We start from the raw sequence: 15,139 nt of genomic DNA on the forward strand, positions 1-15,139 counted from the left end.
ATGGGACTGAAACCCTCTTTGACCGTCAACAGCTCGACCACCGCCGCCCAGCTCGACCAATTCGCGCAGGGGCTCAACGATGGCATGCGCCTCAAAGGTAAGCAAAATGACGATGGCTCGATCACGCTCTATGCCTCGCACAACAAATCCGGCTTTCTGTCAAAAATGTCGGGCCGTGCGCAGGACCGGATCGATCTGGCCAAACGCGCGATCACTCAGGTCGGCGAAAACGACGTGCGCTCTGCCGATAAAAGCCTGATCAGGAACTTGACCCAGCATCGGCAATTCGCCAAACCGAACAGCACCGCGCTTAAGGAAATTGCCTCCTTCGCCAATGCCATGTCGGGCGATCTGGCCAACCAGCGCGCTCAGGAGAACAGCAAAATCGGGCTGAGCGAGTTGCCCTTCGACGCCCGTGTCGCGGTGCGGGACGCCGGGGACGCGATGATCGCACGCCTGAACGACGACGGGCTGGAAAATTACAGCACGCAGGGCATCGCTGACACGCTGTCCGACTCGCTGGCCGCCGCGCTCAGCTCGCCGGAGATGCGGGCGCTCCACCCGGATTTCGAACTCAGCGACGGCAAAGACCTCGTGGCGGCGCTCAACACGAAATTTCGTGATATGGCCAATGCCACCGGCGAAGGCAAACTGCCCCGGATCATCAAGGACGAGCTGCGCGAGCTGGCCCAACAGACAGTTCAGCAGACGATGAACAAAATGCTGGGCGGCGAGATTTCCGACGACATGGCGGTTTTTACCATCGACGGCAAGGCCTATGACCGTGGCCCCAAACTCGCTCAGGGTGGCTTTGGCGAGGTGGTGCGCTACGATGCGCAGGACGGCTCCGGCAGCCTCGCGGTGAAATTCGAGCTTGAGATCAACGATTCTTCGCATGACAGTCTCGCCCAAGAGATCAAGGCCCATCGCCATGCCGCCGCCGAGCCAAACGACAATATCCTGGGGTTTTCGGGGGCGGCCCGGACACGCGAGGGCAATTTCGTCATTGCCACGCCGCTGGCGGGGGCCGGCGACGGCGCCCAGGCCCGTGATGCCATTGCCGGCGCACTGGCGGATGGCAAAATCTCGCAAAAAACCGCACAGACCGTGGCCCTAACCGTCATGGTGGATGTGATCAAGGGCATGCAACACCTGCATGACACCGCCGGGATGACCCACATCGATTTCAAAGAGCCGAACCTTTTCATCTCCGAAGACGGCACCAGCAAAATCGCGGATTTCGGCACCACGGTGATGACGGAAACGCCGACCCTGACCGACAGCAATCATGTCGACAAATACATCTGGAAAGACCCCAAGGTGCTCTACGCGTCGAACTCGTCGCAAGAGCTTAACGCCCTGAAACCCCAGTCCGATGAGGCCGGGCGCGCCTTTGCCGAAAACTTCTTTATGCCGGGGGAGCGCAGCGTGGAGGATAAAGCGGCGTTCAAAAGGATGAAATCCGCAATCGCACAGAGCTTCTTGGACGTCTCGAAGGCCGATTATTTCGAACAAACACAATTCGATGGCCGCAGCTACGACATGTTCGCCCTCGGCGTGACGACCGCGAATATGTTGAGCGGGGACTTCAAGCTGTCGGAAACAAATTTCAACTTCGACGCCCCGGCGGAAAAACAACAGATTGGCCTGCATGAAAACAGCGTCGCCCCCATCGGGGCGCATGACGGTGCGGTGCGCACCACCTTGGGCGACCGTTATGTCGATGATCTCGTCAACCTCATGACCCACCCCGATCCCGACAAACGCGCCACGGATTTCGGGGCGCTGCTCGATCATGATGCCTTCCAGCGCATCGACATCGGCAGCCAAAGCGCACGTCAGATGTTGGTGGCGCTCATGGCCGGAGACGATGCCGCGATCCGCCGATGGGGAGCCGAGCTCGACACCTGATCCCGACCCGACAAACCCAAAAAGCCCCGCATGTTGCGGGGCTTTTCATGTCAGGACATGGATGCGTCAGCGACGCTGCGCCTTGTGATCCTCGCGCTCCATGTCGAGATCCCCGTGTTTGAGCGGGCCTTGATAGAGCTCCGCCTCATGGGCTTTGACCCAGGCGAGAATTTCCGCAACCACCGTAAAGGCCTCATCCGAGACATAGCCATCCACGGGCGTGTCCGCGTAGAGGCTGCGCGCCAGTGGCACATTGCAAAAAATCGGCACACCTGCGAGTTCCGCCTCCATGCGGATCTCCTGAGCGATCTTTTCGCGGCCCTTAGCCACCACAATCGGCAAAAGCGTCTCCCCCTCCTCATAGCGGATCGCGACGGCGAGATGGGTCGGGTTCACCACCACGGCGGAAGACTGCGGCACCTGTTTCTTGACGTCAGACATGACCAGTTCGCGCGCCAATTGTTTGCGCTGGCCTTTGACCACAGGATCGCCTTCGCTCTCCTTATATTCGCGCTTCACATCGTCCTTCGACATCATGAGGCTCTTGGTGTGGCTGTGGCGCTGGTACATGAAATCAAGCCCGGCCACGACGACGAAGGCCACCGCAGAGACCATCAATAGCTTTAGCGTCACCACTTTGGTCACCGCCCAAACGCAGATCGTGCCGCAGCTGATCGAGCTTAGAAACGGGCCGATGGCCTCTTTCAGAACGATGTACAAAAGCAGAGAAAGAAACAGGATTTTAAAGATGGATTTGAGCATTTCGACGACCTGTTTCATCGAAAAAATGCGCTTTACCCCTTTGGCGGGGCTGATCTTTTCCAGTTTTGGCTGAATCGCCTGCAAGGAAAACAAAGAGCCGACCTGAACGTAATTGGCCGCGATACCAAAGGCCATGACGACGCCGAGGATCGGCAACATGATCGACACCGCCATGTTGAAGGTCGCGGCCAACCCGTTTTGCAGCGCCATGTCATCGTTGCGCGCCGCAAGGCCGGCGACGATGTCCATGATCGCGACCAACTTTTCCCAGATCATCCCGCCCATCAGCCAGATCACCGCGATCACGCCGAAAAGCGACACCGTGGTCACAACCTCTTGCGAGCGCGCCACCTGACCTTTCTGTCGGGCGTCGCGCTCTTTCTTTGGGGTCGGTTTTTCTGTCTTTTCTCCGCTCATCGCAGCCGATCAGACGCGGATCGTCGTCATGAGGGCATCCTCGGGCGCGAATGTGCTGGCGGACTGCTGCCCCAAAAGCCCCGCGCCCATGGTCTCCCAATAGTCCGCATAGAGCAGCAGATCGACGATGCGCATCTGAACGTCGTCCTTTTCCAGTGCATCGAGTGCAATGAAATCGACCATCGCCAGACCGTCGCTCTCCGGGCTCAGCGCCAGCTGTCCCGTCCCGCTCTCGATGCCAAGGCAATTGCCCTCCAACACCCGCGTCAGCGCCGCCGCATCGGTCGCTTTGAGCGACAAGGGCACGTGAAGCCGAAGGATATTGCCCGGAAACGCCAGAGCGCCAAAGGGTTGATCCCCGCCGAAATGATAGGACATCTCGCCCGTTTCCAGCGCCTGCACCTGATCGACACCGAAGGCATACATCAACATATTGAGAGTGTCATTCAGCTTCATGACAAGCTCCTTTACGAACGTCGACACGGGGGGCGAAGGGGGTGGAAGAAACGGCATGGTGAGACATGGAGCAGGCAGATATGGAAAACTCAGACATGTGCTCAAAACTCTCAGGCTCAAATCGCTGCGTCTCAAAACTCATGGCGCAATCCCTCCGGCATGCCCATCGCCGCACAAAAATCTTCGACGCGCGGTGCGAAGGTTGCGAAAAGGTCGTTGTAGAGCGGCGCCTGCACCGGGTCTTGCGCAATGCCGCCCGGCTCCTGTGCCCCGGAAAAGACGCTTTGGATCACGCTGACGGCAAAATTCAACGCCGCGCCGTCCTGTTCCTTTTCAAGCCCCGCGCGAATGGTCATGAACTCAGGATTGAGCCCGCGCAGGACCGTCTCGGAATTGATGAATTTATGCGCCACCGCCTTTTGATCCTCGGGCGACAGGCCAGAGCGTTCGCCATCCGCAATCAATGAAAACCCCATGCCGGTGATGTCTTTGGCCTCGTTCGAGAACACATCCGCCAGCCCGCGCGTGCCGCTGCCTTCGGCGGGCAAAAGCGCGCCAAGCATCTCGCCCGCCGCCTGATAGACCAGCGCCTTTTGATCGTCGCTCAGATTGTCCCGCTTGAGAAACAGGAAATCTTCCGCGCCCTCAACTGATTTACTCAATTTTGACAAAGACTTATCCGCTGCAATCAATGCATCTGTCGCGGCCACGTCGTAGCGCGCATGGCTGCGCAGGAAATCGGCCCCGGCATTGCGGCTCTTGTCATTGCCACGCAAAAAGGTGCCCACATCGGTGAACGCCTCAAGATGCGATTTGAGGTTCTCATGAGAGGCATGACCTTCGCTGATCGGCTTTTTTCCGGGATGCGTGATCTCCGCCCCCTGCGGCAGCGCCTCGCGCGCGCGGGTGGCATGAAACTTCGGCTGATCATTGGCCCCACCGAGTTTGGCAAAGGCATTTCCAATCGACTTGGCAATGCCTTTGGCCAGTTTCGTGATAAAGTCGCCGACCGTCTCTTTGCGCTCCTTGGCCGCCCCATCGAGACGCGGTGCGCCCTCGCCGGTGCCCTTGGACATCTTCGGGCGCTCTTTCTGTTTGCCGCCGATCCCGGTGAACGCGAGGATCTCGTCCATCGACGAAAAATCCACCTTGGCTGTGTCCCCCGCCGATTGGGGCAGTGCGGTGGTGTCGAATGCCGGCGGCAGCGCCCCTCCGCCAATTTTATTGACCGTCATGATCCGATCCTTTTCGTCAGCTTGGTCTCTCAAACTCTGGAATAGACCTGCCTGAGAGACGTTGCGGTATTGTTTGATATGACCGTGAGAGGTCAGGCGCGCAGCATCGTATCATGCAGCACAGCATGATCCGTGAAGGGCACGTCTTGTGCCGCCCGCGCCAAAAGCGCCTCTGCCGCATTCATCGGGGCGTTGTCGGTCCAAACCGCGGCCGCCCGGATGAAATCGTCGACACGGTTCAGCAAGGTCGCGCGCGTCAAATCGGCGATCATCAGACGTCGTCCGAAAAACACCCTCCCCGTGCCCGGCTCCATGCCGAGACGACCATTGGGCGAGGTCGCATTCACCGCCAGCATCTCGCGCAGCGCCGCAGGATCGTTTGTCTTGCGCAACGCAGGCACTTCGACCGACAGTTCGAGAACCTCTTCGCCCTCAAAACGGAAATAGACCGACAACCGGTCGGCCACGATCAGCTCAAAGACGCCCTCAGCATTGAGGGCAAGATCGTCGAGGCCCGACGCCTCGGCGATGGTGGAAACGACATCATGCGTGCAGCGCAGGGTCATGCAGGCTCCTTTAGATATTGATGATCGACTGGATCAAGCTGTTCATCTTGTTCAGAACATTGCTGCCCAATTCGTAGTGACGGTTCTTGATCTCGCCCAATTGCGTCAGCTCAGACATCCGAATTTCGGTGTCCTGCCCGATCAGAGTGGTCATTTCCCCGATGTTGGTGGCAAAGGCGTTCCACTCTTCTTTCGTGTAATGGGTCAGGGAATTGCCGTCTGTTCCGACCAGATCGAGCGTCGGACGCTTCAAGACTTTTTCGGCCTCAAGCGGATGCATCGTGTTGTTGTCCGCATCGACCAGCCGGGTGTCGAACATCGCCAGAATAAGCGCATTCCCCGCCGCAAGCTCCTTCAGCGCCGCCAGCGTCGTCACCCCGCAAAGCCCAACTTTGTCGCTCGCGCCGGGTTCGGAAAAGGCGCGCAGCGTCTCGTTGAGCAGCTCCTGCAGCTTGGCGTAATCTTCCAGAAGTCTGTTGTTCTGGTCCATTTCCTCGGTTTTGCCCTCGGCCTCCGCCTCGCTCACATAGGTCGCGAAGGTCTGGAACAGAAAGATCAGCCCGGGCGCATCCGTGTCGCGGCCATTGTAGTTGCCCGACAAGGACAGGTCGCGCGACTGGGTCAACGCGTCATAGATCCGGGTCTCGATGGTCAAAAACACCTCTGCCGCCGACGCGACCGACGCGCCGCCATCCAACCCGTTGGAATGGGTCGGCAATGTCCCCGTCCCGGCCTCCGTAATCGTCATCGTCATCGTCATATAGCGTTCGAGCCGGGTGAAACGATCGACAATATCGGCGATGGATTTCTCGATCGTATCGATGTCAAAAACCGCCATCCTGTCCAAACGAAGGGACAGCATCTCGAGCTGTTCGGTGAACAGATAGTGATAGAGCTCGCCCCGACTGGAAGGGTCGTTCAGAAACCTGTCGCGCGCTCCGTCGGTGTAGCTGTCCTGCGCCGCGATTTGATCAATCGCGTTCTGGATCACCGTCTGAAGCTCCATGCGGACCTCATCCGATGTGCCTTCGCCCGTGGCGGGAGACAGGTTATAGAGATCGGCAATCAACGCGCGAAACGCATCGAGCCCCGCCAGCACCATTTGATCCACGAGCGGCAGCGTCGCGATCTGTTCGACACTCAACCGGTTCACCACGATCACCGACTGGCCGTCTTGCGACAACAGCACTGTGACATTGTTCAACGGGTTGGCATCCGTCCCGAAGGTCGCCATGCGCACGGGTTGCCCATCGATCGTGGTCTCGGTGCCATATTCGCGGAGCCAGGCCAACTGATGCGCCGAATGCCATTTCAGAAAGCTTTCCGCCGTCGGATTGTCGAAATCGCTGGGCCGTCCGGCCATCACATGGGTCGCGCCATCATAGACAGGATAAAGCTCTGCCGCGTCGGAGGCCAACTGCGCGCCCAAGGCATCATCGCTCAACGCCCCCGCCAAATAGGTATGAGGCGCATCGAAGGTGTCGCCCAATGTCTCATCGAGCACAGGATCGTAGGCGCCGGAGTTTTGCGTGGTCCAGAAGGTGTCAATCGCCATGATCAGATCTGCCCGATCGACATGAGGATGTTGTTCATCTTGTTGAGCGCATTGTTGCCAAGTTCGAAATGCCGGTTCTGCTGTTTCGTCGCCGTATCGATTTCGTTCTGCTTGATCTGGTTTTGCTGGTTGAGGATCGTCACGCTTTCGGAGAGCGAGGTCGAAAAACTTTCCCATTGGCTTCTGGTCATCAAGGCCAGTGAGCCGTCCGATGTGTTGTCGGTCCAGTCAATAATGTCGATAGACGGCCGATCCACGCCGTAAAGCTTTTCGAGCGGATGCGCATTGTCCCCTTTGCCCAAAATGGCCTGTTCGACGAACATCGAAAGCACCGCCATCTGCGACTGATCGAGAGTGTTTCCGTCCCAATTCTGGGTCGCATTCGGCGCAATATCGGTCCTTCCCAGCTGATTGGCATAGGTCTTGATGTCGCTGGTGCCGTCGAAAATAAGGGAAAAATTGAACTTCGGCATGTCTTTCGTCACCGCATAGTGCAACCAATCGTCTGAGTCATAATCTTTGGGATCGATCCCGTGGCGCAGGTCGAAACTATCATAGTTCCCGTCGGGATCCGTGGCATAGAACTGAAACGTTGCCCCATAGGGGATGAGAAATTCTTCCACAGTGATATCATCGACACTCTGACGCAGATCGAGGTACTCGGTGCCATCGGCCAAGGTGAAAGAGCCAACATTCATGAACCGTCGCTGCTCTGACGCCTTGCTGGGGTCGTAAAAACTCAGTTGCTTGTTCACAAGCTGCTGCATCGCCGCGTAATCCTGCAACAACTTGTTCAGCTGCCGGATTTCATCCGTGCCCGAATCCGCAATCGCTTCGGCTTGCGATTCATAAAGCGTTTGATACCGCGTGATGAGCCCCGGCACGTCTATCGACGGGTCGGCGAAATTAGAGTGCGCCATGGCTGCGCGGCGTGTGTCGGAGGTCAGAATGGCACGCTCCGAGCGCATAAAGGCCTCATAGCCGTTTCGGATCGTCTCTCCGAAATCGGAACTGCTAGAATTCAAAACGAAACCGGACGATCCCTGCGAGCCATAGCTATCCAAACTGTCAGCACTGCGCCCATTGCGGCGCATGTAGGCCAGCAACCGTTCCGCTTCCTCGGTCTCGAAGAATGTGTTCGCACGCTGAAAGCGTTCCACAATGCTCGACAGCGCCTGCAACATGGTGTCTTCGGCAACCACTGCCGCGGACAGGCCCTGTGTGCCCTCCGTGCTGAACGTGCCACCCAACGCCTCGACCAAAAGCTTGAGCTGACCGAGAAACACCGCCTTGTCCTCCGCCGGGATCGACACGGAGCTGCTGTTGATGATCTCGATGATCTCTTGAATGCGCGCCTCGACGCCGCTCAGATCTCGCGTCAGGCCCAGCTCGGTCAACCGGCCCAATTCTTCCAATCTGATCGCAAATTTTGCTTGATCCGCCGCAGAGAGCGCACTGAATTCCGCCAAGGTCATGGTCATCAAATTGACCGCGCGATTGTCATCGGAGAGGACGTAATACGCGAGCGTCACCCCATCTACCTCGATCACGACCTCCTGAAGCCCGTCTACCCCCTCCGGAAAGCCCTCTGCATTGCGCGGTTGCAGGGCGAGATATTCCACCTGATAGGCCGAATGCCAGGTCGAGAAATCATGTGGGAAAACACCGTCTTCAGGGACATCGACCGTCCAGCTTTCCGGACGATTTTCCACCGGAAGCTTGTGGGTAATCCCATCGTAGATAGGATAAACCTCACGCGCACCGGACTTATAGCCGTCAGACCCAGACCCCGCCGAGGACCCAGGCATCGTGTCGCTCGGATGGTCCTGATCATCCCCGGTGGTGCCGGAAATGCCGCCTTTTTCCTCCCGGAAATATTCCCAGAAACTGCTGTATCCAAGCTCGCTTACGTCCACCATTGTCTCGTCTTTCTTAGAATGTTCGCGGGCACATTCGCGTCACAGCCGAAGCCGGCCGCGCCGGTCGAATGTCTCAGGTGTGCCAGACGCCGTGCCCAGTTCAAAATCATCGCCTGACGGCCCGGCAACTGCGGCGCGGCGCGCCTCTGCCCGGCCCATCGTCGGCCCCGCGATCGAACGCGACGGCGGCGGTGGCGGCAGGCCTTTGCGCCGGGCCTCCAATGCGGCCTGAAAATCGCGCTTTGCGGTCAGGTAATCGGCCAAATGATCCGTCGCCTTGTCGAGGGCCTCCAGATCGCGCGCCCGCAGCATGGCACGCAGCCGACTTTCGGCTTCCAAATCGCCACGCAGGAACGGATGGCGCGCCAAAATATCAAGCTGTCCCCCCATCTGCCGCAGCAGGGTGGCCCAGTCTTCTTGCCGGACTTCTTGCCGGACTTCTTGCCGGATGGTCTGGCGAGAGGAGGTCTTGCGGTCAGACGGCAAGGCGCACCCGCCCGTCTTCTTGCGACGACGGTCCCATGGCCCCGGCGTTCTGCGGCACGGCGGTGGCCATCACCTGCTCCAGTCCGGCCGCCACGGCCCCCAGCGCCAATGCGAAAGCCGAGGTGCGTTCCGCAACTTTTGTCGCGTCGCCTTCGTTTTCAGGAATGGCGACAGCGATGTCATCAAGGCTCGCGATGTCCCGGCTCAGTTGATCGTCGAACAGCCCCTCTTCCGTCTGCAACGGACGCCCAATGGCCGTCTCAATGCCACGTTCGGTCGACGTGTCGGTGGTGTCCACCGCCCCGGAATTCTGCGCCGTGTCGGAGATCATGCCGAACACCGCATTGAAGAGATACACGACAAAGCTCACCAAAAGCGCAAGATCGTCTTCATCCTCGACGAAGGGCGACATGGAGTTCAGAGCCGCCCCGGCCTGCCCCATCACACTGAGATCGCTGGCCTTTTTCGACAGATCCGCCGCCGCCGTCAGGTCGCCGTTCTGGCTGCGCGTGGCGTCAATCTCGCTTGCGACCTGCGCGTAGGCCAGTTCCAGATCCTGCACATTGCGGGGTTGCGACAATCCAAGCGCCGCCGCCGTGCCGGCGACATTGACGCCAAAATCATAACTCGGCGTCGGAAGCGGCGACTGAGCACCGGATGTGACCTCGGCGGTTTCACCGGGCTGAAGCGCGGCACCCGTCGCGCCGATGGATGGGAGTGGCGTCGTCATAATCTTCCCCTCGTTGATCTGAGATCACCTTAGGGACATCTGCGTCCCGCCCGTGTAACAAATGACACGGGCGAGGATCAGCGCGAGGATCAGGGCAAGGATCGGGGCCGGGATAAGAGGCCGCACTCAGGGCCAAAATACGAAGACCGAAAACGGTCGTCCTCAGTGCCCCACGACACGTTTGCGCGTGCTGCTGGGCGCTTCGCCGAAATGGTTGCGATAGGCGCGGGTGAAATTGCCGATGTGGGAATAGCCACAGGCAAAAGCCGCCTCTTTCACATGCACCCCGTCGTTTTCAAGCAGATTGCGCGCTGCATTCAGCCGCGCGCTGCGCTGATAGGTGGCCAAAGAGATGCCGTATTCGGTCTGAAACAGCTGACGCAAAAGCCCCGTGGAAATGCGGTTTCCGTCCTCAGAGATCGCCTCGGCGAGATCGATCGAGGGGGTCTGGTCGATCCGCCCCTTGATGGTCGCAAGGATCTCCTTGCGCAGCCCCGAAACAGTGGGCGCCTGGGGCAATTCCTCGACATTGTCCTGCCCGTAGAGATCGAGCACCTCGATGAGAAAACGGATCGCATTGGTTTCAGAGCGAATACTGTCGAGACCGCTGTCGGTTTCCGAATTGTAAAGCTCGTTGGCGAGATATTTGAGCTGCTCGGTCACACGCAGGGAAATGCCGACATCGACAGGGCCTTCGCGCTGAATCAACGCTTCGAGCGACGGCGGCAAAACCGATTTGATCCGGCTCTGGATATTGTCCCGATACATGGAAATACAAACGTGACGCAGCACCTGTCCGGCACCGATCTTGAGGTGAAACCCGGGCGTGTCGGAGCGGATCACCATCGCAGTGTCGCTCAACCAGCGCCGTACTTCGCCATTGCCGAGGTGAATTTCTGAATCTCCAACGATGAAATACTGGGCCGACACCTGACATCCCGTCGGGTCCGCCGCAAAATTGATCTGGGTATCCTCATCCATCTGGATGGCCGACATGGCCAGAGAAATACCGCTGGGATAATAGCGAAATTTCATATGCCCCGCCCTACCGGGAAGGATCATATCCCCATCGCTTCCGACCTGCCAAGCCAACTGCCGCATGTCGCCTAAAACTCCTGTTGTGATATTTTACCGGTTAATCAATTTCACAAATCAACATCATTCAGTGTGATAAGCAACACGCGAAATGATAAACTTCCTGATAAAAAGATAAACCATTCGGATAGAAAAAAATCTCCAAATTATTTAACTACTTGGGAGATTCATCTGTGCGCCGAAAGAATGAGCAACCGCAAAACCTGCGGAATTTTAAGCATGCCGTCCTCGGCCGAATGGAGAGCAATCCGTGTGAAACCCTGCATCCTGACATCCCTCGATCAGGCCCTGAAAGTTGAGCCCGAGGCCGCAGAACAACTCGCACGGTTTTGCGAAGTGGTGCAGTATCCCGCAGGCTCGGTGATCTATTTCCAAGAAGACCCCACCACGCATTTCCACATCCTCCTGTCGGGCTACGTGCGCCTGACCTACATCAACGAAAACGGCATGGTGACGCTGATTTCTGTCGTCCCCTCGGGGCAAAGTTTCGGCGAGGCCGGTGTGTTCGACGCCAGCCCGAACTGCGACACGGCCTTTACCATCGGCCCGGCCGAGGTGCTGCACCTCGATCTCAACGCGCTCAAACATCTGGGCGATCTGTCCCACGGGGTGCACGGCGCCATCGCGCGGGTGATCGCGAAACGCTACCGCGAGCATGTGCATCTGACCCGCGCGCTTTATCTGCCGAACCTGTCGCTGCGTCTCGCCCATGTTCTGTTGCAACTCGCAAGCACCCTGGGCAACCGCATCCGCTACAAGGGCGAAATGCTTGAATGCCTCGGTCCGATCATCACCCAGCAAGATTTGGGTTCAATGGCGCGTGGCACACGTGAGAATGTGAACAAGACGCTCAGAAGCTGGGAAAAACAGGGCATCATTGCACTCGAAGACCGCCATATCCTGCTGTGCGACAAAATGCGGCTCGAAGACATCGCGGCCAACGCCGACTGAGGCCCCGATCTCAGCCACCGTCTAAGCCACCGTCCTAGGCCTCCAAATCACGGACGAAACGGTGTCATTTGATACAGCCCTTTCAGCGTATTCGGGGCAGATTACCCGCACAGTCACGTTACACAAATGAGGTTCGCGCGTGTTCGGCTTTTCGGAACTGGAAGAAAAACTGATGACGGATGAGGCACCCGCAGCTCTGCGCGACTGCCTGTCCCGTCTCGACACGCTCGGCAATGAGACCGCTCAGGCCATCGACGCGGGGCTATCCCCCGAAGATTACGCCAAGGCGCAATCCATCCTCACGGCCATCACGGCCAGCAAACATATATTGGCCGCACAAGGTCATAAGGAGAGATAAAATGGCGACAGGACACACGACAGCCTCCTGGGGGATCAATCCGAGCGATTGGGGCTCGGGCTCCAGCTCGACTGGCTACAACTATGCGGCGCGCGACGGCTTCGACCTGATCTGGCGTCAGGAGTATCTCCAGACCCAGACCGCCGCGATTGAGGCCGACATCGCAGAGATCGAACAGAACGCCAACCTCTCCGACACGGAGAAAATGTACGCCATGCAGATGGCGATGAACACCTGGTCGGCGGTGACGAACCTGCGCACCAACATGCTCAAAACCGTCGCGGATACGCTCAAGACCATCGTGCGCAACGTTGCATAAGCACCTTGGGTGATGGGTGCCACATGACCATCAAGGAACGGCCCCGGTGGCCGTTCCTTTTGCTATGAGGAGCGTGAAGATGCGCGGAGACATGATACCGATTCTGACCGACCTCAACTCGCGCGAGGCGGATTTCCTGATGATCGCCATCTTCGTGCGGCTGCAACATCAGCGCGCCGATGAGGCCAAGGTCCTGATCGATGGCGCAATGGCCGCCGGGCTGCGCACGCCTGAGATCGTCTTTGCCTCTGCCGTCGCCGAAAACACGCTGGGCAATCACGCCGCCGCCCTGGACGCCGTCGCGCTGTGCGAAGAGGTGGAACCCGCCAAGGTGAATCTCGGCGCCAAAACCCGCCGCCGCATCCGCATGCGCTCCTACATCAAGGCGCGCAGCCTCTTTGCTCTGCATGGAGACTTGAACGAAGAGGGGCGCGCAGCACTTGATTTCTACATGCGCCAAAGCGCAACGCCATAACGCGCGCTACCTGACCATTCTGGGGAAATTGTCGAACAATCCCTGTGTGAAGTTCAACATTTCAGCCCCCAAAATCCCCGCCATCGCCGCAATGGTGATCGCCACGGCGATCAGTTTGATCGCGAAGGACAGCGTCTGTTCCTGAACCTGCGTCAGGGCCTGAAGCAGGCTGACGACAATCCCCACAAGCGATGCCACCACGATCGGCGGCATCGACAGGATCATGACCAGCATCATCGCTTCGGTGATCTGATTTGTGGCCTCAGCCGGTGTCATCGCCCTGCCCTCCTACACCGCATAGGTTTGAATAAGACCGAGGATCAGCCGCGACCACCCATCGACCATGACGAAGAGAAACAGCTTGAACGGCAGTGAAATCGTGAGCGGCGAAACCATCATCATCCCCATCGCCAACAAGATGTTCGACACGATCAAATCAATGGCAATAAAGGGCAGATAGAGCAGAAAGCCGATCTCGAAGGCCTCGCGCAGCTGGCTAACGACGAAGGCCGGCAGCACCACGGCCAGATTGTCGGCATTGGCGCTGGCTTGCAGGCTCTCGGGCCAGATTTCTTTCGCCGCGAGGACAAAGAAGGTCCGTTCGCGTTCGTCCGAATGCAGATTGATCCAGTTCAACAGCGGGTCTTTGGCGGCCGAAAAGGTGCGCTGTACCTCCGCGACACTGTCAAAGCGATAATCGCCGTTGGACAGAATGTTGAAGGTCTCCACAAAGACCGGCGCCATGATGTAGCCGGAGATGATGATCGCCAACGCGTTGAGCGCCATATTCGGCGGAATTTGCTGTACCCCCAAGGCGTTGCGCACCAAAAGGAGCACCACGGAGATTTTGATAAAGGCGGAGGCAACCACCGCCAAAAAAGGCACAAGCCCCGCAACCACCAGCGCAAGGATCAGATTGAGCGGATCAATCATCCCCGCCCGCTCCAAACAGGCTCGCGATCCGCACCACGGGCTGCTCATCGAGGGTGATGATATGCCCCGTGCCGATCTTGCGACCATTCACGCTCAGCGCCACTTCGATCCCCGGCCCGGTCGCGGGCGGGCTCAAAGGAAACACACCGCCAGGCGTCAGCGCCGAAACGGCAGACAAGGGCAATTCGCCCTCCGCGATGGTAAAGGCAACGGTGACAGGGATGTCCCCGATCTCTGTCGCCACGCTCTGCTCGACCGGTTGGGTCGCGACCGGCATATCCTCGGGCGCATCGCTCATTCTCGTCACCTTCCACTCTTCTTCGTTTTTTTGCGCCTCGATCCGCCACCGTCCAGCGCGCAGACAACAGGCATCGGGCACCGGCCCTGCCATCAGGCAATCCCCCGGACGCAGGCTTTCCAGCGCACCCATCCGCATCTCAAGCCCGCCGCTCTCCAAGGTCACCGGCACCGGGATCTGCGCGGCCAGGCTCTCGTTCGAGGCGGTTGCCAGCTCCGTGATCCCGCGCGCGACCAAGGCCCGCACAAAGGCCGCCTGTGACCCCGCCAGCAGCACCGCACTTGTACCGCCGCCCGCATGGGTGATCGCCGCACGCAGCCATAGCTCCGCCGTTTCAGGCGCCTGAGCCACGCGCAGATCGCCCGCCCCCCAAAGCGGCAAAAGAGCCGCCAGACCCGCGCGGGCGATCTCGTCTGAGAGCTCGGGATCGAGAGCCGAAAGCGATGCCATATCAAAGGCTTCACCGGTCAGACCGGCAAAATCCAACATCTCGAGCCGGGCACAAATCCCGCTGCTCGCCTCTTCGGACCAAAACGCCGTCTCAGCGCAGGGCTCAGACAGGCGCAGCATCACGCTTGCGCCACCGGCCAAGGGCAAGGCCCGGCCCAGAAAACCGCAGGCGGCATTCCAGATCGAAAGCTGATCCGTGAGTGTCAGAATATCCATCCGCACA

At 58.7% G+C, this 15,139-nt stretch carries 17 protein-coding genes; 5 read left to right on the forward strand and 12 right to left on the reverse strand.

The window, feature by feature from the left end; genetic code table 11:
- On the forward strand, window positions 1–1,911 hold the full coding sequence (locus tag ACN0X0_RS01730) for a protein kinase domain-containing protein (RefSeq protein ID WP_417277759.1): 1,911 nt from the start codon (window positions 1–3) through the stop codon (window positions 1,909–1,911).
- A 66-nt stretch (window positions 1,912–1,977) separates the two neighbouring features.
- On the opposite strand, the gene sctU is transcribed toward ACN0X0_RS01730, so the two are convergent.
- From sctU to ACN0X0_RS01775, 9 genes are all read right to left on the reverse strand, one after another.
- The gene (gene sctU, locus ACN0X0_RS01735) at window positions 1,978–3,090 is read right to left on the reverse strand and encodes a type III secretion system export apparatus subunit SctU (protein WP_417277760.1); all 1,113 of its coding nucleotides are present in this window, start codon (window positions 3,088–3,090) and stop codon (window positions 1,978–1,980) included.
- Between the two features lie 9 nt (window positions 3,091–3,099).
- Window positions 3,100–3,546, reverse strand: coding sequence for a hypothetical protein (locus ACN0X0_RS01740; RefSeq protein ID WP_417277761.1), 447 nt, complete (start codon window positions 3,544–3,546; stop codon window positions 3,100–3,102).
- A 131-nt stretch (window positions 3,547–3,677) separates the two neighbouring features.
- Window positions 3,678–4,781 carry a hypothetical protein gene (locus tag ACN0X0_RS01745; RefSeq protein ID WP_417277762.1) on the reverse strand — a complete coding sequence of 368 codons (1,104 nt, stop codon included), beginning with the start codon at window positions 4,779–4,781 and terminating at the stop codon, window positions 3,678–3,680.
- Between the two features lie 92 nt (window positions 4,782–4,873).
- Complete coding sequence (locus tag ACN0X0_RS01750; protein WP_417277763.1) at window positions 4,874–5,347, reverse strand: type III secretion system chaperone; 474 nt, start codon at window positions 5,345–5,347, stop codon at window positions 4,874–4,876.
- A gap of 10 nt (window positions 5,348–5,357) precedes the next feature.
- Window positions 5,358–6,902 (reverse strand): hypothetical protein, encoded by a 1,545-nt coding sequence (locus ACN0X0_RS01755; RefSeq protein ID WP_417277764.1) that lies wholly within the window; start codon window positions 6,900–6,902, stop codon window positions 5,358–5,360.
- A 2-nt stretch (window positions 6,903–6,904) separates the two neighbouring features.
- Window positions 6,905–8,821: a hypothetical protein gene (locus ACN0X0_RS01760; protein WP_417277765.1), complete on the reverse strand. Its 1,917-nt coding sequence runs from the start codon at window positions 8,819–8,821 to the stop codon at window positions 6,905–6,907.
- Window positions 8,822–8,860: 39 nt separating this feature from the next.
- Entirely contained in the window at window positions 8,861–9,307 is a 447-nt protein-coding gene (locus ACN0X0_RS01765; protein ID WP_417263106.1) for a hypothetical protein, read from the reverse strand.
- The gene (locus ACN0X0_RS01770; protein ID WP_417277766.1) at window positions 9,297–10,037 is read right to left on the reverse strand and encodes a hypothetical protein; all 741 of its coding nucleotides are present in this window, start codon (window positions 10,035–10,037) and stop codon (window positions 9,297–9,299) included. Before ACN0X0_RS01770 ends, ACN0X0_RS01765 begins: the two co-directional genes overlap by 11 nt.
- Before the next feature lie 162 nt (window positions 10,038–10,199).
- The gene (locus ACN0X0_RS01775) at window positions 10,200–11,138 is read right to left on the reverse strand and encodes a helix-turn-helix transcriptional regulator (RefSeq protein WP_417277767.1); all 939 of its coding nucleotides are present in this window, start codon (window positions 11,136–11,138) and stop codon (window positions 10,200–10,202) included.
- Between the two features lie 246 nt (window positions 11,139–11,384).
- On the opposite strand from ACN0X0_RS01775, the gene ACN0X0_RS01780 reads away from it, so the two are divergent.
- From ACN0X0_RS01780 to ACN0X0_RS01795, 4 genes are all read left to right on the forward strand, one after another.
- Complete coding sequence (locus tag ACN0X0_RS01780; protein ID WP_226550568.1) at window positions 11,385–12,083, forward strand: Crp/Fnr family transcriptional regulator; 699 nt, start codon at window positions 11,385–11,387, stop codon at window positions 12,081–12,083.
- A 139-nt stretch (window positions 12,084–12,222) separates the two neighbouring features.
- Window positions 12,223–12,441, forward strand: coding sequence for a hypothetical protein (locus ACN0X0_RS01785; RefSeq protein WP_417277768.1), 219 nt, complete (start codon window positions 12,223–12,225; stop codon window positions 12,439–12,441).
- 1 nt (window position 12,442) lies between these two features.
- Entirely contained in the window at window positions 12,443–12,760 is a 318-nt protein-coding gene (locus tag ACN0X0_RS01790) for an EscF/YscF/HrpA family type III secretion system needle major subunit (protein WP_417263101.1), read from the forward strand.
- A gap of 79 nt (window positions 12,761–12,839) precedes the next feature.
- Window positions 12,840–13,235 carry a hypothetical protein gene (locus ACN0X0_RS01795; protein WP_417263100.1) on the forward strand — a complete coding sequence of 132 codons (396 nt, stop codon included), beginning with the start codon at window positions 12,840–12,842 and terminating at the stop codon, window positions 13,233–13,235.
- A 6-nt stretch (window positions 13,236–13,241) separates the two neighbouring features.
- Here ACN0X0_RS01795 and sctS read toward each other — a convergent pair whose 3' ends face one another.
- The 3 genes from sctS to ACN0X0_RS01810 are packed head-to-tail and all read right to left on the reverse strand — an operon-like array spanning window position 13,242 to window position 15,132.
- Entirely contained in the window at window positions 13,242–13,511 is a 270-nt protein-coding gene (gene sctS / locus ACN0X0_RS01800) for a type III secretion system export apparatus subunit SctS (protein ID WP_417263099.1), read from the reverse strand.
- A 12-nt stretch (window positions 13,512–13,523) separates the two neighbouring features.
- On the reverse strand, window positions 13,524–14,168 hold the full coding sequence (gene sctR, locus ACN0X0_RS01805) for a type III secretion system export apparatus subunit SctR (RefSeq protein ID WP_417263098.1): 645 nt from the start codon (window positions 14,166–14,168) through the stop codon (window positions 13,524–13,526).
- Window positions 14,161–15,132, reverse strand: a complete 972-nt coding sequence (locus tag ACN0X0_RS01810; protein WP_417277769.1) for a FliM/FliN family flagellar motor switch protein — start codon at window positions 15,130–15,132, stop codon at window positions 14,161–14,163. The genes sctR and ACN0X0_RS01810 overlap by 8 nt, the downstream gene beginning before the upstream one ends.
- Window positions 15,133–15,139 lie beyond the last annotated feature (7 nt).

This window comes from Celeribacter sp. (assembly GCF_048270365.1).
Taxonomy (GTDB): domain Bacteria; phylum Pseudomonadota; class Alphaproteobacteria; order Rhodobacterales; family Rhodobacteraceae; genus Celeribacter.